The 21,326-nt window shown below is 74.5% G+C and carries 22 protein-coding genes and 1 tRNA gene; 17 read left to right on the top strand and 6 right to left on the bottom strand.

All coding sequences use genetic code 11. The features are described 5' to 3' along the window. Positions 1-4: 4 nt before the first annotated feature. Together ACGFIA_RS26275 and ACGFIA_RS26270 are read right to left on the bottom strand one after the other, a co-directional pair. A complete protein-coding gene (locus ACGFIA_RS26275; protein ID WP_393262613.1) occupies positions 5-1,747 on the bottom strand; it encodes a trypsin-like peptidase domain-containing protein in 1,743 nt (580 codons plus the stop codon). Further along, positions 1,744-2,088 carry a CU044_2847 family protein gene (locus tag ACGFIA_RS26270; RefSeq protein WP_357387479.1) on the bottom strand — a complete coding sequence of 115 codons (345 nt, stop codon included), beginning with the start codon at positions 2,086-2,088 and terminating at the stop codon, positions 1,744-1,746. The genes ACGFIA_RS26275 and ACGFIA_RS26270 overlap by 4 nt, the downstream gene beginning before the upstream one ends. Before the next feature lie 231 nt (positions 2,089-2,319). On the opposite strand from ACGFIA_RS26270, the gene fdh reads away from it, so the two are divergent. The 9 genes from fdh to ACGFIA_RS26225 all read left to right on the top strand — a co-directional run bounded on the left by fdh (position 2,320) and on the right by ACGFIA_RS26225 (position 12,848). After that, on the top strand, positions 2,320-5,643 hold the full coding sequence (gene fdh, locus ACGFIA_RS26265) for a formate dehydrogenase (protein WP_357387477.1): 3,324 nt from the start codon (positions 2,320-2,322) through the stop codon (positions 5,641-5,643). Next, positions 5,636-6,679 (top strand): 4Fe-4S dicluster domain-containing protein, encoded by a 1,044-nt coding sequence (locus tag ACGFIA_RS26260; RefSeq protein ID WP_357387475.1) that lies wholly within the window; start codon positions 5,636-5,638, stop codon positions 6,677-6,679. The genes fdh and ACGFIA_RS26260 overlap by 8 nt, the downstream gene beginning before the upstream one ends. Further along, positions 6,676-7,857 carry an NrfD/PsrC family molybdoenzyme membrane anchor subunit gene (gene nrfD / locus ACGFIA_RS26255; RefSeq protein ID WP_357387473.1) on the top strand — a complete coding sequence of 394 codons (1,182 nt, stop codon included), beginning with the start codon at positions 6,676-6,678 and terminating at the stop codon, positions 7,855-7,857. Before ACGFIA_RS26260 ends, nrfD begins: the two co-directional genes overlap by 4 nt. Before the next feature lie 45 nt (positions 7,858-7,902). Beyond that, a tRNA-Sec gene (locus ACGFIA_RS26250) sits at positions 7,903-7,998 on the top strand. A 22-nt stretch (positions 7,999-8,020) separates the two neighbouring features. Continuing rightward, positions 8,021-9,313 carry an L-seryl-tRNA(Sec) selenium transferase gene (gene selA / locus ACGFIA_RS26245; RefSeq protein ID WP_393262608.1) on the top strand — a complete coding sequence of 431 codons (1,293 nt, stop codon included), beginning with the start codon at positions 8,021-8,023 and terminating at the stop codon, positions 9,311-9,313. Between the two features lie 5 nt (positions 9,314-9,318). Next, positions 9,319-11,082, top strand: a complete 1,764-nt coding sequence (gene selB, locus ACGFIA_RS26240; protein WP_357387469.1) for a selenocysteine-specific translation elongation factor — start codon at positions 9,319-9,321, stop codon at positions 11,080-11,082. A gap of 45 nt (positions 11,083-11,127) precedes the next feature. Further along, a complete protein-coding gene (locus tag ACGFIA_RS26235) occupies positions 11,128-11,325 on the top strand; it encodes a hypothetical protein (protein ID WP_013286387.1) in 198 nt (65 codons plus the stop codon). After that, complete coding sequence (locus tag ACGFIA_RS26230; protein WP_357474398.1) at positions 11,325-12,602, top strand: hemolysin family protein; 1,278 nt, start codon at positions 11,325-11,327, stop codon at positions 12,600-12,602. Before ACGFIA_RS26235 ends, ACGFIA_RS26230 begins: the two co-directional genes overlap by 1 nt. 66 nt (positions 12,603-12,668) lie before the next feature. Then, complete coding sequence (locus ACGFIA_RS26225) at positions 12,669-12,848, top strand: hypothetical protein (protein ID WP_073829444.1); 180 nt, start codon at positions 12,669-12,671, stop codon at positions 12,846-12,848. A gap of 9 nt (positions 12,849-12,857) precedes the next feature. On the opposite strand, the gene ACGFIA_RS26220 is transcribed toward ACGFIA_RS26225, so the two are convergent. Continuing rightward, positions 12,858-13,514, bottom strand: a complete 657-nt coding sequence (locus ACGFIA_RS26220; RefSeq protein ID WP_357387465.1) for a hypothetical protein — start codon at positions 13,512-13,514, stop codon at positions 12,858-12,860. A gap of 127 nt (positions 13,515-13,641) precedes the next feature. On the opposite strand from ACGFIA_RS26220, the gene ACGFIA_RS26215 reads away from it, so the two are divergent. After that, complete coding sequence (locus ACGFIA_RS26215; RefSeq protein ID WP_393262603.1) at positions 13,642-13,842, top strand: hypothetical protein; 201 nt, start codon at positions 13,642-13,644, stop codon at positions 13,840-13,842. On the opposite strand, the gene ACGFIA_RS26210 is transcribed toward ACGFIA_RS26215, so the two are convergent. The 3 genes from ACGFIA_RS26210 to ACGFIA_RS26200 form a co-directional block, all read right to left on the bottom strand. Beyond that, positions 13,839-14,312: a hypothetical protein gene (locus ACGFIA_RS26210; protein WP_357387463.1), complete on the bottom strand. Its 474-nt coding sequence runs from the start codon at positions 14,310-14,312 to the stop codon at positions 13,839-13,841. The two genes, ACGFIA_RS26215 and ACGFIA_RS26210, sit on opposite strands and share 4 nt — an antisense overlap. Then, a complete protein-coding gene (locus ACGFIA_RS26205) occupies positions 14,309-14,518 on the bottom strand; it encodes a phosphatidylethanolamine-binding protein (RefSeq protein ID WP_120569853.1) in 210 nt (69 codons plus the stop codon). The genes ACGFIA_RS26210 and ACGFIA_RS26205 overlap by 4 nt, the downstream gene beginning before the upstream one ends. A gap of 93 nt (positions 14,519-14,611) precedes the next feature. Beyond that, entirely contained in the window at positions 14,612-15,445 is an 834-nt protein-coding gene (locus ACGFIA_RS26200) for a universal stress protein (protein WP_357387461.1), read from the bottom strand. 128 nt (positions 15,446-15,573) lie between these two features. Here ACGFIA_RS26200 and ACGFIA_RS26195 point away from each other — a divergent pair, with 128 nt between their 5' ends. The 7 genes from ACGFIA_RS26195 (at position 15,574) to ACGFIA_RS26165 (ending at position 21,301) form a co-directional block, all read left to right on the top strand. Next, complete coding sequence (locus tag ACGFIA_RS26195) at positions 15,574-16,320, top strand: SAM-dependent methyltransferase (protein ID WP_393262598.1); 747 nt, start codon at positions 15,574-15,576, stop codon at positions 16,318-16,320. A gap of 98 nt (positions 16,321-16,418) precedes the next feature. Next, positions 16,419-17,606, top strand: coding sequence for a GAF domain-containing SpoIIE family protein phosphatase (locus ACGFIA_RS26190; protein ID WP_357387457.1), 1,188 nt, complete (start codon positions 16,419-16,421; stop codon positions 17,604-17,606). A gap of 48 nt (positions 17,607-17,654) precedes the next feature. Then, a complete protein-coding gene (locus ACGFIA_RS26185) occupies positions 17,655-18,125 on the top strand; it encodes a MarR family transcriptional regulator (RefSeq protein WP_357387455.1) in 471 nt (156 codons plus the stop codon). Between the two features lie 300 nt (positions 18,126-18,425). Further along, positions 18,426-19,064: a CDP-alcohol phosphatidyltransferase family protein gene (locus ACGFIA_RS26180; RefSeq protein ID WP_357387453.1), complete on the top strand. Its 639-nt coding sequence runs from the start codon at positions 18,426-18,428 to the stop codon at positions 19,062-19,064. Continuing rightward, complete coding sequence (locus ACGFIA_RS26175; protein ID WP_357387451.1) at positions 19,061-20,029, top strand: DUF881 domain-containing protein; 969 nt, start codon at positions 19,061-19,063, stop codon at positions 20,027-20,029. Before ACGFIA_RS26180 ends, ACGFIA_RS26175 begins: the two co-directional genes overlap by 4 nt. Next, positions 20,026-20,358, top strand: coding sequence for a small basic family protein (locus tag ACGFIA_RS26170; protein WP_007071104.1), 333 nt, complete (start codon positions 20,026-20,028; stop codon positions 20,356-20,358). The genes ACGFIA_RS26175 and ACGFIA_RS26170 overlap by 4 nt, the downstream gene beginning before the upstream one ends. A 10-nt stretch (positions 20,359-20,368) precedes the next feature. Next, positions 20,369-21,301: a DUF881 domain-containing protein gene (locus tag ACGFIA_RS26165; RefSeq protein ID WP_357387449.1), complete on the top strand. Its 933-nt coding sequence runs from the start codon at positions 20,369-20,371 to the stop codon at positions 21,299-21,301. Positions 21,302-21,326 lie beyond the last annotated feature (25 nt).

Here is a 21,326-nt window from a genome sequence, read left to right as displayed (position 1 = left end):
CTCCTCACTCCGCGAAGCCGAGCGGCGCGGGGCGCCGCTTCGGTTCGTCCCACAGCAGTGTCACGTCCCGGCCGCAGTGTCCGGGATCGTCGTTCAGGCCGGATTCCGCGCGCAACGCGCGAATCGTCCGGGGAAGCTGGTCGCTGCGCAGACCATGCAGGCGTTCGGCCATGTCCCGGCAGAACCTGGTGGCCGGGCATCCCTCGGCCGGCACGGTGTGCCGTTCGCAGGAGCCTCGTCGCCACAGCAGCGCCGGCACGCCGGTGGCCACCGCCTCGTGTACGTGCCTCTCAGCGGCCCACACGCCGGTCAGGCCGACCGCTACCGGCGTGTCGTCCTGCCACAGCCAGGCCCGGAACTTGTCCGGTTGGGGAACTGCGGCGGAGCACTCCAGCCAGCGGACGATCGCGTCCAGGGTGCGTGGGTCCTCGCGCAGGCGGTTGGCACGCCGCACGATCTCGTGCGGGGTGGTGGAGTTGAACCAGTCCAGGTCGCGTACCACCACCGGCCCCTTCCAGCCCAGCGGCGCGGTGTCGCCCTCGGCGACCCAGCTCTCCACGTCCCAGCCGAGCAGCCCGCGGGGCAGGACGAACTCGACCCCGATCGTCTCGCAGCCGTGGGGGATGCGGGCGTAGGCGCGGGGCAGCGCCTGCTGCACGGCGGTACGGACCTTGGCTCGGGAGACCTCCACGTCGTCGAGGACCGGCTCGTCGAGGTCGCCCTCGGGGCCGCTCGCGGTCCAGATGGTCAGCCGGTGCGCCCGGCGGCGAGGCGCGCCGGTCGTGGCCACCCGGACCACGATCCACGCCTGCCGGACCGCGACTTCGGCGGCCGGCCCGTCAGCGGGCGACGGGCCGGCGCCCCAGCCGTGCCGGCCGCTCCATTCGTGCAGGGCGGCACGGCGGCCGGGCACCCGCTTGCCGACCTCCCGCAGCAGCCTCACCACCAGGTCGCGGATCCCGTCCTCGCCGGAGGTGGGCAGGACCGCCAGTGCCTCGGCCACCGCGAGCAGGGAGGGCAGCGGGCGGGCAGGCAGCGGGTCGGGGCCCGTCCACAGCGCCCGGCCCATGACGTGCGCGTCCGGCAGGTGGACGCCCCGCAGGATGTCCCGCAGCTCCCGGTAGGGCACCGGACCGAACGGACCCAGCGCGATCCGCTCGGCGATCTCCGGCCACTGCCTGTGGATTTCGTCCATCGGCAGGATGACGCCGCTGCGGCTCCCGCCGGGACCGGCCCGGTCGGCAGAGATCACCATGCCGACCACGTCGTACGAGCCCTTGACGTAGGCGGCGGAGCCGCTGTATCCCTCGGTCAGTACGAAGCCGGTGCCGTCGGTCGCGTCGGTCTGGCAGGCGTGGCCGGCGAGACGCGGGTCCGGCTCCGCGGTGAAGTAGGCGATCTGCCCGGTCTCGAGGTAGCCGCTGGGGAAACCGAAGGCGGCCAGTTCCTGCCCGGCGTAGACGTCCACGGCGTGCAGCGGCGCCAGCCGAGCCGGGACCACTGTCACCGGCTCGTCCAGGCGGACCACCGCGAGGTCTCCCTCGCTGCTCCCGCGCTGCCAGGGGCCGCAGAAGACGACAGTCCCCGGCGCGGCGTGGTCTCGGCCGAGAGCCAGGAACGACACGGTCACCTCGGATCGGTCACCGACGACGTGCGCGCAGGTCAGCACGTGGCGTTCGTCGATCAGGAAGCCGCTGCCGCGGGTCGCCCCGGTGATCCTGGCGTGCCACGCCGGTTTGTGACTCACCGCGCGGGTGCCTCGCCCGGGGGTGGCCCGGCGGACCAGGTCAGCTTGACCGTCAGGTGGGCGTCCATCCCGGTCTTGGCGAAGACGGCGCCCGCCTCGGCGGTGAAGTTCACGCCGAACTCGATCTCGATGTCGTCCGGGCGGTGCGCGGCGGCGCGGAAGGTGGCCAGCGCCTTCTGCGCCGCGATGTTGATCTCACGCAGGCCGGTCTCGAAACGCCTGCGCGCCTCCACGATGTGCTCGTCGAGCCCGGCCTCGCCGAACCCGGTGTCCTGGCGACGGATCTCGAAGAAGACCTCCTCGCCGTCCTCGGTCCGTACCCGCATCAGTTCCGTTGCCACTCCGACCTCCCGCCGCACCAGCTTCATCGATGATCAAGCACCACCGGGACGGGCGCTGTCGGGTGCCCGACTGAACCGGACCCCGCTTCACGTTCGCCCGGACGCCGGTCGCGGCGCCCCGTCCGGCCCCCCCGAACGGGGCCGATCGGCGGCTCGACTCGCACGTCCTAGACGGCTGGCCTAGGGTTACCGGAAGAGGTGAGCCGTTCTCGACGGGGAGGGGGTGCCCAGGTGGGTCTGAAGACGTTCATCCAGGGGTGGCCCGTCTACCGGCAACTCACCGGCACCGACCCGCTCGGTCGCGGTGCCGCCGCCCAGTCGGCGCGTTCCGCCGAGCTGAGCCCTCGCACCGATACCGCCGACGGCATGGCCCGCTCGGTCTGCCCGTACTGCGCGGTGGGCTGCGGGCAGCGCGTCTTCCACTCCGACGGCAAGGTCACCCAGATCGAGGGCGACCCGGACAGCCCGATCTCGCGCGGCCGCCTCTGCCCGAAGGGCTCGGCCAGCAAGAGCCTGGTGACCAGCCCGCTGCGCCAGACCACGGTGCGCTACCGCCGGCCGTACGCGACCGAGTGGGAAGACCTGGACCTCGACGTCGCGCTCGACATGATCGCCGACCGGATCCTCGCCGCCCGCGCGGAGACCTGGGAGGACGTCGACGACGAGGGCCGACCGCTGAACCGGACGCTCGGCATCTCCAGCCTCGGCGGCGCGACGCTGGACAACGAGGAGAACTACCTCATCAAGAAGCTGTTCACGGCGATGGGGGCACTCCAGATCGAGAACCAGGCGCGTATTTGACACTCCGCCACCGTCCCCGGTCTGGGGACCAGCTTCGGTCGCGGCGGCGCCACGGACTTCCAGCAGGACCTCGCCAACGCTGACGTCATCGTCATCCAGGGCTCGAACATGGCCGAGGCCCACCCGGTGGGCTTCCAGTGGGTGATGGAGGCGAAGAAGCGCGGCGCGAAGGTCTTCCACGTCGACCCGCGGTTCACGCGTACCAGCGCGCTCGCCGACACGTACCTGCCGATCCGGGCGGGCACCGACATCGCGCTGCTCGGCGGCGTGGTGCACCACATCCTGGAGAACGAGCTGGACTTCCGGGAGTACGTGCTGGCGTACACGAACGCGGCAAACATCGTCAGCGAGCAGTTCGCCGACACCGAGGACCTGGACGGCCTGTTCTCCGGCTACAACCCGGACACCGGCTCGTACGACCACGCGACCTGGCAGTACGCGGGTCACGAGGGCGAAGCCAAGATCCGGGGCACCGGCAAGGAACGCGACTCGGCCTCCGGGCTGGAGCACGAGTCGCACGGCGAGCCGATGCCGCCGCAGACCGAGCGGGACGAGACGCTGCGGCACCCGCGCTGCGTCTACCAGATCCTGAAGCGGCACTTCTCCCGCTATACGCCGGAGATGGTGGCGCGGGTGTGCGGCATCCCGGAGGAGAAGTTCCTCGAACTGGCCCGCGCGTGGACGGAGAACTCCGGCCGGGAGCGCACCGGCGCGCTCGTCTACTCGGTCGGCTGGACGCAGCACAGTGTCGGCGTGCAGTACATCCGCACCGGGTCGATCATCCAGACGCTGCTGGGCAACATGGGCCGTCCGGGCGGTGGCATCCTGGCGCTGCGCGGGCACGCCAGCATCCAGGGCTCCACCGACATCCCGACGCTGTTCAACCTGCTGCCCGGCTACCTGCCGATGCCGCACCACGCCGACCACCCCACGTTCGACGAGTGGGTGAACAGCATCCGGCACCCGGGCCAGAAGGGCTTCTGGGGCAACTCGCGTTCCTTCGCGGCGAGCCTGCTCAAGGCGTACTGGGGTGACGCGGCGACGCCGGAGAACGACTTCTGCTACGGCTACATGCCCCGGATGACCGGCGACCACGGCACGTACCAGCAGGTCCTGAACATGATCGACGGCAGGGTGAAGGGCTACTTCCTGCTCGGCCAGAACCCGGCCGTCGGCTCGGCGCACGGCCGGGCGCAGCGCCTGGGCATGGCCAACCTGGACTGGCTCGTCGTCCGCGACCTGTTCATGATCGAGAGCGCCACGTTCTGGAAGAACGGCCCGGAGGTCGCCACCGGCGAGATCGTCCCGGAGGAGTGCCGCACCGAGGTGTTCTTCCTGCCGGCGGCCTCGCACGTGGAGAAGGAGGGCACGTTCACCCAGACGCAGCGGCTGCTGCAGTGGCGGGAGAAGGCCGTCGACCCGCCGGGCGACGCCCGCTCCGAGCTGTGGTTCTTCTACCACCTCGGCCGCGTGCTTCGGGAGAAGCTGGCCGGCTCCACCGAGCGCCGCGACCGCGCGCTGCTGGACCTCGCCTGGGACTACCCCACGCACGGCCCGCACGCGGAGCCGAGCGCCGAGGCGGTGCTCAAGGAGATCAACGGGTACGAGGTCGGCACCGGCCGCCTGCTCAGCGGCTTCGCCGAGGCCCGCGACGACGGCTCCACGGCGATCGGCTGCTGGATCTACTCCGGCGTGTACGCCGGCGGGGTGAACCAGGCGGCCCGCCGCCGCTCCCGCCACGAGCAGGACTGGGTGGCCGCCGAGTGGGGCTGGGCGTGGCCGGCGAACCGCCGCACGCTCTACAACCGCGCGTCCGCCGACCCGGACGGCCGGCCGTGGAGCGAACGCAAGAAGTACGTCTGGTGGGATCCGGACGCCGGCGAGTGGACCGGGTACGACGTGCCCGACTTCGAGAAGACGAAGCCGCCGTCGTACCGGCCGCCCGAGGGCGCCTCCGGCCCGGACGGGCTCGCCGGTGACGACCCGTTCGTCATGCAGGGCGACGGCAAGGCGTGGCTGTACGCGCCGAGCGGCGTCCTCGACGGCCCGCTGCCGACGCACTACGAACCGGCCGAGTCGCCGATGCGCAACCCGCTCTACGGCCAGCAGGCCAACCCGACCCGCAAGGTCTACGAGCATCCGATCAACCGGATGAACCCGAGCCCGCCGGAGCCGCACAGCCAGGTCTTCCCGTACGTGTTCACGGTCAGCCGCCTCACCGAGCACCACACCGCCGGTGGGATGAGCCGTACCGTGCCGCGCCTGGCCGAGCTGCAACCGGAGATGTTCGTCGAGGTGTCACCGGAACTCGCCGGTGAGATCGGGCTGGCCCACCTGGGCTGGGCGCACCTGATCACCGGACGCGCGGTGATCGAGGCGCGGGTGCTGGTCACCGACCGGCTCACCCCGCTGCGGGTGGACGGCCGGATCATCCACCAGGTCTGGCTGCCGTACCACTTCGGCACCGAGGGCCTGGTGACCGGCGACTCGGCGAACGACCTTTTCGGCATCACGCTGGACCCGAACGTCCTCATCCAGGAGAGCAAGGTCGGCACCTGCGACATCCGGCCCGGCCGGCGGCCCACCGGCCCGCCGCTGCTGGACCTGGTCGGCGACTACCAGCGGCGGGCCGGGATGACGCCGGACCGGAAGATCCCGATGGTGACCACCGACGCGGCCGGCGGGGACGACGCCGCCGGCAGCACGGACGAGCAGTCGGCCGCCGCGCACCAGGACGGGGAACCGCATGCCTGACGCCAACAGCCTGTACGGCCCGCTGGACCCGGCCCCGGACGCGGGCTGGGTCTCCGCGCCGCCCCGGATGGGCTTCTTCACCGACACCAGCGTGTGCATCGGCTGCAAGGCGTGCGAGGTGGCCTGCAAGGAGTGGAACGACGTCCCCGACTCGGGGTTCGACCTGCTCGGCATGTCGTACGACAACACCGGCGCGCTGACCGCGAACTCGTGGCGGCACGTCGCGTTCATCGAGCAGCCCCGCCCGGCCGGTCACCGCACGCCGCCGTTCGCGGGTGACCCGACGGGCCCGGCGACCAGCCCGGCGTCGGCGGCCGCCGGCGCGCTCACGGCACCGGACACCGGTACGAATCCGGGCCTGCCGCCGGGGCAGCCGGAGGCGGCGGCGCGGATGGCCGCCGGTCCGGAGTTCCTCGGCATGCCCGGTGCCCGGCCGCCCGGGCGGGACAGCGGCGCGGAGAGCCGTACCGACTTCCGCTGGCTGATGATGTCGGACGTGTGCAAGCACTGCACGCACGCGGCCTGCCTGGACGTGTGCCCGACCGGTTCGCTGTTCCGCACCGAGTTCGGCACCGTGGTGGTGCAGGAGGACATCTGCAACGGCTGCGGCTACTGCATCTCCGCCTGCCCGTACGGCGTGATCGACCAGCGTAAGGGCGACGGCCGGGCGTGGAAGTGCACGCTGTGCTACGACCGGATCGGCGCGGGCATGACGCCCGCCTGCGCGCAGGCGTGCCCGACCGAGTCGATCCAGTACGGCCCTCTCGACGAGCTGCGGGAACGGGCCGCGAAGCGGGTCACCGCGCTGCACGAGCGCGGCGTGCCGGAGGCACGGCTGTACGGCCACGACCCGACCGACGGGGTGGGCGGCGACGGCGCGTTCTTCCTGCTGCTGGACGAGCCCGAGGTGTACGGGCTGCCGCCGGACCCGGTGGTCACCACCCGGGACCTGCCGAAGATGTGGAAGCGGGCCGGACTGGCCGCGCTGACCATGGCGGCGGCTGCCGTCGCCGCGTTCGTCGGAGGATCGTCGTGAGCCCGGACCGCCCGGTCGGTGACCGGTTCCGCCGATTCCGCGAGCGCCTGTCCACGCAACGGGAGAGCGGCGGCGCCGCCGAGGGGGAGAACGGCAGCCGGGCCACCGCCGCCGGTCCCGGCGTGGGCCGCACCGACGCGGGCTCCCGCGACGCCGGGCTGGCCCCGCACCCGCCCCGCGACGCGGTGCCGCGCCGGCCCCGCCGTAAGGGTGGCAAGGGCGGCGGGGAACAGCTCAACGTCCCACCGGCCGAGTTCACCTCCTACTACGGCCGGCCCGTCCTCAAGCCGCCGGTGTGGCGGTGGGACATCGCCGCGTACCTGTTCACCGGCGGTCTCGCCGCCGGTTCGTCGCTGCTGGCCGCGGGCGGGCAGCTCACCGGCCGCCCCGCGCTGCGCCGCGCCGGCCGGATCACCTCGCTCGCGGCGGTCGGCGCGAGCACGTACTTCCTGGTGAACGACCTGGGCCGGCCGTCACGCTTCCACCACATGCTGCGGGTGGCGAAGGTGACCTCGCCGATGTCGGTGGGCACCTGGATCCTCAGCGTGTTCGGCCCGGCCGCCGGGGCCGCGGCGATCGCCGAGGCGGCCCCGCTGCTGCCCGAGCGGGGTCTGCTGGGGCTCGGCCGCCGGCTGCTGCCCCCGGCCGGGCACGCCGCCGGTCTGGTCGCCGCCGTCACCGCGCCGGCGCTGGCCACGTACACCGGGGTGCTGCTGGCGGACACGGCGGTGCCGTCGTGGCACGAGGCGTACCCGGAACTGCCCGCCATCTTCGCCGGCAGCGCCCTGGCCAGCGGCGCGGGCGTCGGGCTGGTGGCCGCGCCGCCCGGGCAGGCTGGCCCGGCGCGGCGCCTCGCGGTGGCGGGCGCGGCGATGGAGCTGTGGGGTTCGCACCGGGTGGAGAACCGGCTCGGGCTGCTCAGTGAGCCCTACACCCAGGGCACGCCGGGGAAGCTGCTGCGCGCGGGCCGGGCACTGACCGCCGCCGGTGTCGTGGGCGCGCTCGTCGGCCGGCGCAGCCGGGTGCTGTCCGCGCTGTCCGGCGGCGCGCTGATCGCCGCGTCGGTGTGCACCCGGTTCGGCATCTTCCACGGCGGGGTCGCCTCGGCGCGGGATCCGCGGTACACGGTGGTGCCGCAGCGCGAACGCGCCGACCGGCGGGCCGCCGACCAGGTCTGACACCTCCCCGGGCGGCCCGCGCCGCGCTGTGATTGACTGCTGCGTGGAGGCGTTCAGGCGGCTGGTGCCCCTCCCGGTCTTCAAAACCGGTGTGGTCCGGGACCCGGGCCAGGCGGGTTCGATTCCCGTCCGTCTCCGCCAAACCGTTCCCGGGAGTGCGCCGATGCGTGAGGTCGACCCGCGACGGCGGGTTCCGCGCACCGACGCGCTGCTCGCCGATCCCGCGCTGGCCGCCGCCGCCGCAACGCTCGGCCGCGACCGGGTCAAGGCCGCGATCGTCCGCGCGCAGGACCGCGCCCGCCGCGGTGAGCTGACCCCCGATCAGGTACGCGACGCGGCACTGGCGGACCTGCCCGGCCGCACGCCCCGGCCGGTCCTCAACGCCACCGGCGTGGTGCTGCACACCAACCTGGGCCGCGCCCCGCTCGCCCCGTCGGCCGTGGACGCGCTCGTCGCCGCCGCCGGGCACACCGACGTGGAACTGGACCTGCGGACCGGGCGGCGGGCCCGGCGCGGCCGGGAGGCGCTCGACGCGCTCGCCGCCGCCGTGCCCGACGCGGGGGCGGTGCACGTGGTGAACAACGGCGCGGCCGCGCTGGTGCTCGCCGCGACCGCGCTGGCCGCCGGCCGGGAGATCGTGGTCAGCCGCGGCGAGCTGGTCGAGATCGGCGACGGGTTCCGCCTGCCCGACCTGCTGGCCAGCACCGGCGCGCGGCTGCGCGAGGTGGGCACCACCAACCGCACCACGCGCGCCGACTACGCGGCAGCGATCGGCGAGCACACCGGGTTCGTGCTGAAGGTGCACCCGTCGAACTTCGTGGTCACCGGCTTCACCTCGGCGGTGCCGGTGGCCGAGCTGGCCACGCTCGGCGTGCCGGTGGTGGCGGACATCGGCTCGGGGCTGCTCGCGCCGGATCCGCTGCTGCCCGACGAGCCGGACGCGGCCACCACCCTGCGCGCGGGCGCGCACCTGGTCACCGCCAGCGGCGACAAGCTGCTCGGCGGCCCGCAGGCCGGTCTGCTGCTCGGCGACGCCGGCCTGGTGCAGCGGCTGCGCCGGCACCCGCTCGCGCGGGCGCTGCGGGTGGACAAGCTCACCCTCGCCGCGCTCGCCGCCACCCTGTACGCGCCGAGCACGCCCACCCGGGACGCGCTGCACGCCGACCCGGCCCGGCTGCGGAAACGGCTGGAACGGCTGCGCGACCGGCTCGGCGAGGACGGCTGCAAGGCCGAGGTGGTGCCCAGCGCCGCTGTGGTCGGCGGCGGCGGGGCACCCGGGGTGGAGCTGGACTCGTGGGCGCTGAGCCTGCCCGAGCGGTACGCCGGGCCGCTGCGTACCGGCGACCCGGCGATCCTCGGCCGGGTGCTGCAGGGCCGGCTCCTGCTCGACCTGCGCGCCGTGCCGGAGGGCGCCGACGCGCGGGTCCGCGCGGCAGTGCTGAGCGTGGAGGACTGACCGGCATGTGGGTGGTGGCGACCGCCGGGCACGTCGACCACGGCAAGTCCACGCTGGTGCGGGCGCTGACCGGGATGGAACCGGACCGGTGGGCGGAGGAACGCCGCCGGGGCATGACAATCGACCTCGGCTTCGCCTGGACGACACTGCCCTCGGGCGGCACCCTCGCCTTCGTCGACGTGCCCGGGCACGAGCGGTTCGTGCCGAACATGCTCGCCGGTGTCGGCCCGGTCCCGGCCGCGCTGATCGTGGTGGCCGCCGACGAGGGCTGGATGCCGCAGTCGGCCGAGCACCTGACCGCGCTGGACGCGCTGGGTGTGTCGTACGGGTTGCTCGCGGTGACCCGCGCGGACCTGGCCGATCCCGGCCCGGCCTCCGCGCGGGCCCGCGCGGAGGTCGCCGCCACGTCGCTGGGCGAGGTGGAGGCGGTGCCGGTCTCCGCGGTCACCGGCGCCGGGCTGCCCGAGCTGCGCGCCGCCCTGGACCGCCTGACCGCCCGGCTGCCCGACCCGGCCGCCGACGCGCCGGTGCGGCTCTGGGTGGACCGCGCGTTCACCGTCCGGGGCAGCGGCACTGTGGTCACCGGCACGCTCGGCGGCGGCCGGCTGCGCGTCGGCGACGAGCTGGAACTGGCCGCCACCGGCGAGACGGTACGGGTACGCGGACTGCACTCGCTCGGCGTCGCACACCCCGCCGTCGAGGCGGTGGCCCGGGTCGCGGTGAACCCGCGCGGCCTGCCCCGGGACCGGGTCGGGCGCGGCGACGCGCTGCTCAGCCCCGGCCGGTTCGGGCGTACCGACCTGCTCGACGTGCGGCTGTCCGGCGATCCGGCCGCCGACCTGCCGGCCACGCTCACCCTGCACGTGGGCTCGGCGGCGGTGCCCGCCCGGGTCCGGCCGCTGGGCCCGGACACGGTACGGCTGCGCCTGGCCCGTCCGTTGCCGCTGCTGATCGGCGACCGGGCGCTGTTGCGCGATCCCGGCCGGCACCACGTCGCGGGCGGCGTGACGGTGCTGGACGTGGACCCGCCGCCGCTGCGCCGCCGGGGCGCGGCCGCCGCCCGCGCGGCGGTGCTGGCCGGCCTGGACGGGCGGCCGGACCCGGCCGGGGAACTGCGGCGACGGCGGCTGGTCCGGGCCGGGGACCTGACCCGGATGGGCGTGCCACCGACCGCGACGCCGGTGGCCGGGCAGTGGCTGGCCGACCCGGAGCACTGGCGGGACCTGGGCCGCCGCCTCACCGAGGAGGTCACCCGGTACGCCGCCGAGCATCCGCTCGCCGCGGGCGTACCCGTCGACGTGCTGCGGCACCGGCTCGACCTGCCCGACCGCGCCCTGGTCACGGCGCTGCTGCGCCCACCGCTGCGGCTGCGTGACGGCCTGGTCACCGCGGCCCCGCAGCAGACCCTGCCGGACCCGGTGGCCCGGGCGGTGGACCGGGTCCGGGCCGAGTACGGCGACCGCCCGTTCCAGGCTCCCGAGGCGCACCACCTGGCCGACCTCGGGCTCGGCCCTCGGGAGATCGGCGCCGCGGTGCGGGCCGGCGCGCTGCTGAAGCTGGCCGAGAACGTGGTGCTGCTGCCCGGCGCACCGGACGACGCGGTACGCGTGCTCGCCGGGCTGCCGCAGCCGTTCACGCTCAGCGCCGCCCGGCAGGCGCTCGGCACCACCCGCCGGGTGGCGGTGCCGCTGCTGGAGCTGCTGGACCGGCGCGGGGCCACCCGGCGGTTGCCCGACGACGCCCGCGAGGTGGTCCGCCCGCCGGGCTGAGCCAACCGGCGCCACCGCCCCACGCTGGTCACCTACCGTGACGCCATGGACCCTTCCGCGGTCTGGCGGGACAAGAACCACAAGTGGCGGATCGAGGCGTACCGGGCACCGGACCTGCGCTTCGCCATCTTCGCCACGAACGGCCCCACCGAGTCGGCGCCGCTGTGGCTGTTCGGGATGGCCGCGCTGGCCCGCTGGCTGATGACCCACGCGATCTCGCTGGACGACCTGGAGACCGACTGATGGGTGTCCAGGTCGCGCTGGTGCTGGTCCTGATCCTGGTCAACGCCGCCCTGTCCGGCAGCGAGATGGCGCTGGTGAGCCTGCGGGAGGGGCAGTTGCGGCGGCTGGCGCGGTCCGGTCGGGCCGGGGCGCGCCTGAGCCGCCTCACCCGCGAGCCGAACCGCTACCTGGCCACCATCCAGCTCGGCATCACGCTCGCCGGGTTCCTCGCGTCGGCCGCCGCCGCGGTGACACTCGCCGAGCCGCTGGTCGGCCCGCTGGGCTTCCTCGGCGCGGCCGCCCGTCCGGTGGCGGTGTTCGTGGTGACGCTGCTGCTGACGTTCCTCACCCTCGTGGTGGGGGAGCTGGCGCCCAAGCGGCTGGCCATGCAGACGGCGGAACGGTGGGCGCTGATCAGCGCCGCCCCGCTGGACCTGCTGGCCCGGCTGTCGCGGCCGGCGGTGTGGCTGCTCGGCCGCTCCACCGACCTGCTGGTCCGGCTCGCCGGCGGCGACCCGCGCGCCAGCCGCGAGGAGGTGACCGAGGAGGAGCTGCGGGAGATGCTGGTCAGCCAGCGCGGCCTGTCCGCCCAGCAGCGGGAGATCCTCGCCGGAGCGTTCGACATCGCCGGCCGTACCCTGCGGGAGATCCTCGTCGCGCGCCGCGACGTGACCACGCTCCCCGCCGACCTGCCGGCGGCCGACGCGATGCGGCACCTGGCCGCGACCGGGCGGTCCCGGGCGCCGGTGATCGGACCGGGCGGCCTCGACGACGTCCGCGGCACCGTGCACATCCGCGACCTGGTGGACGCCGACGGCGCGCTCGTCGGCGACCGGGCCCGCCCGCCGCTGCTGCTACCCGGCACGCTGCCGGTGGCCGACGCGATGCGGCAACTGCGCCAGCGCCACGAACAGCTCGCCCTGGTGGTCGACGAGTACGGCGGCGTGGACGGCCTCGTCACCATGGAGGACCTGCTCGAGGAGGTGGTCGGCGAGCTGTACGACGAGACCGACAAGGACGTACGCCGCGCCGTGCGGGAGCCGGACGGCGCGTTGCTGCTGCCCGGCGACTTCCCGCTGCACGACCTGCCCGACGTGGGCGTGCGCGTGACGTTCCCGCTGTCGCGGGAGTACACCACGGTGGCCGGGCTGGTGCTGGCCGGTCTGGGCCGGCTGCCCGAGGGTCCGGGGGAGCGGGTGCGGCTGCCCGGCCTCACCGTCGAGGTGGTCGAGGTGGCCGGGCGCGCGATCCGCCGGGTCCGGCTGCGCGGCCCCGCTGTCGGCCGCTCCCCGGACTGACACCCGGACGGGGGACAACCGCCCGATCCCCGTCCCGTGTCCGGCCGCCGGCCGTACGGTGCGGGCGTGAAGGACCGAGGACTGCGTACGTTCATCACCGTGCTGGCCGGACTTGCCGTGATCTACTTCGGGTTCTCCGGGAGCCGCGGCAGCGGCGAGGAGGGCGTCTCCGGCGGCGTGGTGCTGCTCGCGCTGCTCGCCTCGCTGCTGGCCTGGAACCTCACCAAGCCCGGCCCGGCCAAGTAGCCGCCCGGCTCAGTGGGCGGTCGCGGCGCTGCGGCTCACCTCGCCGGCCGACTCCTCGCCCAGGGCCACCCGCACCAGCGCCGACGCCAGCCGGCCGAAGTCGGCCTCGCCGACCAGCCCGACCAGGTCACCCGGGCTCGCCGGCAGGCCCAGCCGGCGCGCCCCGGCGAGCGTGCGCCGGTCGGCGTACGGGCACACGTCCGGCCAGACCGACTGCGCCTCGCGCAGGAAGATGTCCGCGCCGGTGGGGCCGATGCCGGGGAACTCGGTGAGCAGCCGGCGCAGCACGGCCCGGTCGGCGCCGGCCTCCCTGTGCAGCCGCCGCAGGTCGCCGTGCCAGCGATCAAGGCAGAGCCGGGCGCCGGTGCCGAGCATGGTGGCGGTCCGCTCGTCGTAGCGCCGGTAGTGACCCCGGCCCAGCGCGTCGACCCGGTCCTGCCAGGTCGCCGCCTCCATCGCCTGCGGGGTGCGGTAACCGGCGGCGAACAGTTCCCGGGCGGCGGCCACCGCCACCGAGGCCCGGATCCGGGTGCTCAGCAGCGTGGTGAGCACCAGCAACTGGTACAGCGGGCCGGGCCGGTCGGCCAGGGCGATGCCGGCCTCCTCCGCGTACGTGCGGGACTGCCGGTCCAGCAGGGCTCGCGCGACGTTGCGATCGTCTGGCATCCACCCGCATTACCCGCCCCGGCCCCGGCCAGACCCCCGGGCCGAGCCGGAATGCGCCGGGCGGCGGCGGGTACGCGGGGCGGGTGCGCGGCCGACGCCGTGTGCTCCCACCGGGAAGGAGAGACCCGTGGTCAAGCCGCAGCAGGAGGAACTGCGCCGGAACGACCTCGGCGCCACCAGCCAGGACAGCCGTAAGACGGCCACCCAGGCGGGCGGCCGTTCGCGAGGCCGTGGCACGTCGAACGCCGACGCCGGACGGCCCGTCCCGAGGGGACAGGCGTCGCCGTACGGCCCGGCCGGTGAGCCGGTCGCCGACGACGAGAGCTAACCGCGCGCCGACGTCGGCCGCAGCCGCCGCCAGGTGGCTGCGGCCGACAGCCCGTACGCCAGGTGCGGAATCAGGTCGGAGACCCAGTCGCCGCGCCGCCACGTGCGCGGGTCGGTCACGCCGAGCACCGTCATCGAGCCGTCGGAGGTGGCCATCACCCCGCCGCCGAGCAGCACCGTGGCCAGCGGCAACGGCACCAGGCGACGCGCGGCGAGCAGGCCGAACGCGGCTCCGGCGGCGATGCCTGTGGCGTACCCGAGAAGTGGCCCCAGGCCGGAGCGGCGGTTCGCCGCCTCGTCGCCGGGGCCCAGGTCGACGTGCGTGACGTCGGCCAGCCGTCCGGCCACCGATTCGGGGGTGCTGCTGGCCGGCCGGGCCCGTAACGCCATGTCGAGGTAGGACACCGCGTTGAGGACGGCGCTGCCGACGGCGCCCGCGATGGCGCCGTCGACAACCGCTGCCGTCCTCACTTCGGGTCACCCGGTTCCCGGTTGCCCTTGGGGCCGTAGGTCCGTTCGCCCCGGACCACACCGCGTTGGCCCCTGTCGTCCTGGAGGATCCGGTTGGCGACCTGGTTCGCCTCCTTGTCGGCGGCCCGTCCGGACTGCTCGACGAGGTCGCGAAGGCGTGCCCGCTGCTTGTCGTACGCGTTGCTGCCCGGCCGTGGTCCTGGCATCTCTGCCTCCTGCGGATCGCTGTGCGCTGACCGTAGGCGTCTACCCGCCCGGGCCGGGACCAACCGTGCCGGACCGGCCGCACGGGCCGGCGCTCAGTCCGGGGCGCGGACCACCGCGACCGGGCAGGCGGACCGGTGCAGGATCCCCTGGCTCACCGAGCCGAGCAGCAGCCCGCTCAGCTCGCCCCGGCCCTGCCGCCCCACCACCACGAGTTGCGCGTCGCGGGACGCCGCGGCCAGCGCCGCGACCGGCTTGGCGCGTATCGCCTCGGTGTGCACCGCCAGCGCCGGCCACCGCTCGCCGATCCCGGCGAGCGCCTCGGCGAGCACCCGCTCCTGCTCGGCGTCGTCCCGGTTGCGCGAGGCCGCGTGCAGCACCCGCAGCGGCGCGTCGCGCACCGCCGCGGTCTCGGCGGCGAACTCGACGGCACCGCGCGACAGTGTGGAGCCGTCCACGCCGACCACGACCGGGCCGTCCGGGCGGGCGGCGCCGCGGTCGATCAGCACCGGGCAGTCGGCGTACGAGGCGACCTGCAGGGCGACCGAGCCGATCACGAGCGCGGCGAAGCCGCCCAGGCCCCGGTCGCCGAGCACGATCACGGCGGCGGTGGGGGACTCGGCGAGCAGTACCGCCGCCGCCTCGCCGTCGATGATCTCGCCGGTGATGCGCAGCCCCGGCGATTCCGCCTCGGCCACCGCGACCGCGTCGGCGACCAGCTGCTCGGCCTGGTGGCGCAGCCCCGCACCGGGTGGTGACCCGGCCGGCGCGGAGACCGGCACGCGCATCAGCGGCCAGATGAAGCCGTGCACCAGACGCAACGGCCGGTTGCGCGCCCGCGCCTCCCGGGCCGCCAGGCGTACCGCCCGCGTCGCGGGCTCGGAGCCGTCCACTCCGGCCACCACCGCGGCCCCGTTCGCCGAGTTCACCAGTACCTCCTCGTGGCGGGCACCCCCGTGGCCAGTATCGCGGCCGGGACGTTCGGCCCGGGGCGATACCGGCGGGCTCGTCCGCTGGGTACGCTGGCGTGCAGCGCCCAGGGGAGGGAGCCCCGTCGATGGATCAGCCGGACGGACCGAGCACCGCCCGCATGATCGACTACTGGCTCGGCGGCCGGCACCACCGCCCGGTGGACGTGGCCGCCGCGACGGCGTTCGAGGCGGCGTACGGGCCCTGCGCGGCGATCTTCCGCTCGCTGCGCGGCTTCCTCGGCCGTACCGTGCGGGCCATGGCCGACGACGGGATCGACGGCTTCCTGGTGTTCGACGCGGGCGTGCCCACCTGCGGCAACGTGCACGAGGTCGCGCCGGAGGCGACGGTCCTCTACACCGACGTGGACCCGGAGACGGTCCGGCTGGGCCGGCGCCTGCTCGCCGGCAGCGACCGGGCCGGCTACGGCTACGGCGACGCCACCGACATCGGGACCGTCGACCGGGCGCAGTTGCACCGCTTCGTGCCGGGCTGGGGGAGACGGCCGGTGGGGGTGGTCTTCCTCGGGCTGGCGGCGTTCCTGGACGACGACACCCTCGCCCGTACGCTCGACGAGCTGTACCAGGCGGTGGCGCCGGGCAGCCGGCTGGCGATCGACTTCGACTCCGAGGAACTGGCCGGGCACCCGGAGGCGCTGGCCATGATGGGTCCGGCGTTCCGGATGCGGGCGCCCGGGCGGTTCGCGCCGCTGCTGGGCCGCTGGCAGCCGACCGGCGACGGCATCGTGCCGGTGGCGCGGTGGCGGCCGGTGGGGGAGCCGGAGCCGGTGCCGGACGCGTTCCACGGCGCGCTGGCGTCGCGCCCGGCCGGCTGAGCCGGTCCCGGCACGCGCGGCCGAGGCGGAGCGTACGCCGTCCCGTGGCCTTCGTATGATGTTTGCTCTGTAGCAATAGTCGTCATCGGAGGATGAGCATGCCGGAGGCGTCCGGAACGGTGTCGCGTGCCCTGCGCACGGCGCCGCCCGACAAGCTGGTGGAGACCGCGGACGCGGTGCTGCGCCAGACGCTCGGGGCCGCGCGGGCGGAGGTGTTCGTCGCCGACTACCGCGCCAGCGGACTCTGGCCGGTGCTCGACCCGGATGTGCCCGACGGCGGCCCGCTGCTGGCCCGCAGCGTGGCCCAGCGCTGTTTCAGCAGCCAGGAGCCGGTTCTGGACATCGTCGAGGACGGCCGCTGCCGGGCGTACCTGCCGCTGTCGGTGTGGGGCGAGCGGCTCGGCGTGCTGATGGTGGAGCTGCCCGGCGACCCGGACGCGGCCACCGTGGAGGCCGCCCGCGACGCCGCCGGGGAACTCGCCGTGGCGATCCGGGCGGCCGACCGGGAGACCGACCGCTACCGGCGGGCCCGGCGGCGGGAACGGCTGAGCATGGCCGCCGAGATGCAGTGGGACCTGTTGCCGGGGCGCAGCGTACGGCTGGGCGACGCGCTGCTCGCCGGACAGCTCGAACCGGCGTACACGGTGGGCGGTGACCACTTCGACTGGTCGGTGGACGGTGACCGGCTCACCCTCACCGTGCTCAACGGCACCGGCATCGGCCTGGCCGCGTCGATGCTGACGGCGATGACCGTCAACGCCATGCGCAACGCCCGGCGGTCCGGCGGCAGCCTGGTGGAGCAGGCGGAGCTGGCCTCGGACACCATCTACTACCAGCACCGGGGCAGCCGGCACGTGGCCACCCTGCTGCTGGAGCTGGACAGCCGGCGGGGCGTGATGCGGGTGGTGGACGCCGGCTCTCCGCAACTGCTGCGGCTGCGCGGGGGCCGCGTCACGCCGATCGCGCTGGAGCAGCAACTGCCGCTGGGCATGTTCGCCGAGACGCGCTACGACGTGCAGGAGTTCACTCTGGATCCGGGCGACCGTCTCTTCGTGGTCAGCGACGGGGTGTACGCGGCGGAGCCCGACGACCAGGAGCCGTACGGCGTCCGGGCGATGGCGCGCGCGATGCGGTCGACTCGGCTGCAGCCGGCGACCGAGGCAGTTGGTACGGTGATGCGCGAACTGCACGCGTACCATGCCGACGCGGATCTCCGCGACGACGCGGTGGTCGTCTGCCTGGACTGGCTGGGCTCCAGCCGGTCCGACGACGCGACGGGGCAGTGACCGGGGCGGCGGAGCGAACACGAGCGGGACGATCGCAGGGGACAGCGAGTGGAGCGACCTCCGAATCTTGCCGCGGCCATCGAGTCGGCTGCGGAGGCGCTCATCGGTGTGCTCGACTCCGCGACCTCCCGGCACACCGTCAGCGTCTCACCCACCCAGTTGCGGGTGCTGTCGCTGATCGTGTCGCATCCGGACACCAACGTGAACCGGCTGGCCGAGCTGCTGGACGTGGTCCCGTCGTCGGCGAGCCGGCTCTGCGACCGCCTCGAGGCGGTCGGCCTGTTGCGCCGGGTGGCCGACCCGCGCGACCGGCGGGAGGTGCGGCTGATCCCGACCGCGGCGGCGGACACGCTGCTGCGCGACCTCCAGGAGAGGCGGCACCGGGCGGTGCAGGCCGTGCTCGACCGGATGCCCAACCGGGTGCAGCACGAGCTGCTGCTGGCGCTTGTGGCGTTCAGTCAGGCGGCCACCACGACCGCCCCGCAGGCCGGCTCCGACTCGGCCGCGCGTACCGCCTGACCCGGCACGCCGGCGTCCGCCCCGCCTCCCACCGCTCGACTAGTGTCCTAGGATGCCTTAGCGGTTGTGACGGTCGCCACCGTGACACCGCTGAGCAACCACGCAGCGGGGCGAACGGACGGGAAGGGCGAGCCCGATATAGTGGCAGCGCAACTGGGCGGGCCCGTGATCACGGGCCGCGTCGGGGAGGTCCCAGCCCGGGATCACAGAGGGCGCCGGCGTCTGACCGGCCGGCAACGCGCACGTCCCTCCAGCGGCCGCTCGTCCGGCTGCCGGACCGTGCTGCGAAGGGAGGGTTCGGTGTCGCGTCGGCCGGCTCCAGCTGAGCAACCGGATTCCAGGGCCGCCACGGTCGTGGGAGACCGCGTCCTCACGCTGCCCAACCTGATCAGCTTCGTCCGGCTCGTCGGCGTGCCGGTCTTCCTGTACCTGTTCCTCGTGGTCCGTGCCGACGTCGCCGCCATCGCGGTGCTCGCCGTGGGCGGCACCAGCGACTGGGTGGACGGCTGGATCGCCCGCCGTCTGGGCCAGGTGAGCCGGCTCGGCGAGCTACTCGACCCGCTGGCCGACCGCCTCTACATCCTCGCCACGCTGCTCGCGTTCACCGCCCGCGAGGTGGTGCCCTGGCAGTTCACCGGGGCGCTGCTGGCCCGCGAGCTGCTGCTGCTGGTGTCCCTCGGCGTGCTGCGCCGGTACGGCTACGGCCCGCCGCCGGTGCACTACATGGGCAAGACCGCGACGTTCCTGCTGCTGGCGGCGTTCCCGGTCCTCCTGCTGGCGGACGCTGTGCCGGGTGCCGGCACCGCCGCCGGCGCGATCGGCTGGGGGCTGGCCTGGTGGGGCCTGGTCCTCTACTGGGTGGCCGGCGCGATGTACGTGGTGCAGGCCAGCCGCCTCGTGCGGGTCATGCGGGAGCGGCGCGCGGAGGCGGCGGCATGACCGCGCCGCCGTCCCGGGACGGGGAGAAGGAGCGCGACCCGTCGAGCCGGGTGTACGCGCCGGATTTCCTGACCGAGCTGTTCCGCAATCCGCTGGATCCGGGATACGGGGACGCGTCGGAGCGCCGGGCGACGGGCTCGATGTCGCGGGTGCGGCAGGTGCTGGGCCGCCCGGTGAGCCTGCTGGTGCTGGCGGTGATCGGGTTCCTGTTCGCGGTGGCGTACCGGGAGACGGTGGCGGAGGAGCCGAGCCGCGCGACGGCGCGGGCCGGCCTGGTCGCCGAGATCAAGGGCCGGGAGGCGGAGACCGACCGGTTGACCGAGCGCGCCGAGCAGTTGCGCGAGGAGGTCGGCCGGCAGCGGGACGCGACGCTGAGCGGTTCGCAGGCGTCCCGGCTGCGCACGCTGGAGGCGGGTACCGGCCTGGCCCGGGTGCGCGGGGACGGCGTGGTGGTGCGGCTGGCCGACGCGGCGGCGGACGAGGACGGCGTGACCAACGGGGACGCGGGTCCGTCCCGGGTGCTGTATTCGGATCTGCAGAAGGTCGCTAACGCGTTGTGGGCGGCGGGCGCCGAGGCGGTGGCGGTGAACGGCCAGCGGTTGACGGCGACGTCGACGATCCGGTCGGCGGGTGAGGCGATCCTGGTGGACTACCGGCCGGTGACGGGTCCGTACGAGGTGCAGGCGATCGGGCCGAGGTCGATGCGGGACCGGTTCGACGAGAGCCGGGCGGCGGCGTTGATGCGTGAGGTGGCGCGGACGACGGGTCTGTCGTTCGGGGTGAAGCGGGTCGGTGACCTCACGTTGCCGGCGGCGCCGCAGCCGCGGCTACGCTACGCCGAGCCTCCGGCGACGCCGGGTCCGAGCGCGAGTGCGCGCCCGTCGGGTTCGGGTGCCGCCGGTTCGTCGAGTCCTGGGTCGTCCGGCCCGGGTGTTTCTTCCAGCCCTTCGGGAGGTGGCCGATGATCGCGGTGCTGGCGTTGCTCGCCGGTGTGGTGCTCGGGGTGTATCTGGACCCCACCGTGCCGGCGGCGTTGCAGCCGTATCTGCCGATCGCTGTGGTGGCCGCGTTGGACGCGGTGTTCGGTGGGGTGCGGGCGAAGCTGGACCGGATCTTCGACGACAAGCAGTTCGTGGTGTCGTTCATCTCGAATGTGCTGGTGGCGGGTCTGATCGTGTATCTGGGTGACCAGTTGGGCGTGGGCGGTCAGTTGTCGACGGGTGTGGTGGTCGTGCTCGGCGTGCGCATCTTCGGAAACGTGGCGGCGATCCGCCGGCACCTGTTCCGGGCGTAGGTTTGTGGCGATGAGCGAGGAACACAGGGAGACGGGGACGGGGTGGCCGCGGCCGGGGGAGCCGGCGCGGCCGTCGGGTCCGGCTGGTGAGCCGGATCCGCGCCCGGACGCGCCCGATCCGGACGAGTTGAGCCCGTTGGCGCCGGTGGAGCCGGTGCCGGACGAGGCGGCGGAGCCCGCGGAGCGGGAGGCGGTGCCGGAGTCCGAGCCGGAGCCGGGTGCGGCGGCCGGTGCGCCGTCGGTGGCCCGGCGGTTCTCGTCGGCGGGCGCGATGATCGCGGTGCTGCTGGCGTTGCTGGGTTTCACGCTGGTGGTGCAGTTCAAGACGACGTCGACGGATCCGACGCTCGCGGCGACGCGGGAGGAGGACCTGGTGCGGATCTCGTCGGATCTGGATTCGCGGGAGCGGCGGCTGCGCCAGGAGATCGAGTTGCTGGAGGAGAGCCAGCGGCAGTTGCGCTCGGGTGAGCAGGGCCGGCAGGCGGCGTTGGAGGAGGCGACGCGGCGGGCGGACGAGCTGGGCATCCTGGCGGGTACGTTGCCGGCGGTGGGCCCGGGTCTTGAGGTGCGGTTCTCGGGGCCGTCGAAGGCGGTGTCGTCGACGCGGATCCTGGACGCGGTGCAGGAGTTGCGGGGTGCGGGCGCGGAGGCGATGCAGATCCAGGGGGCGGACGGTACGGCGGCGCGGGTCATCGCGTCGACGTATTTCGTGGACGGGCCCGATGGTGCGCTGGTGGTGGACGGGCGTCGGTTGACGGGTCCGTTCACGATCATGGTGATCGGTGATCCGGCGACGATGCGTACGGCGTTGAACATTCCCGGCGGGGTGGTCGCATCGGTGCGGGACGGCGGCGGTAACGTGACCTCCGAGGATCGTGAGGTTGTGGAGGTTTCGCAGCTGCACGCGCCGATCAAGCTGGACCACGCCCGGCCGGTTTCGTGACCGGTCGCGGCCGCGCCGGTTTCTC

This window comes from Micromonospora sp. NPDC049203 (genome assembly GCF_043197215.1).
Classification (GTDB): Bacteria; Actinomycetota; Actinomycetes; order Mycobacteriales; family Micromonosporaceae; genus Micromonospora.
This window is presented reverse-complemented; position numbering and strand designations above follow the sequence as displayed.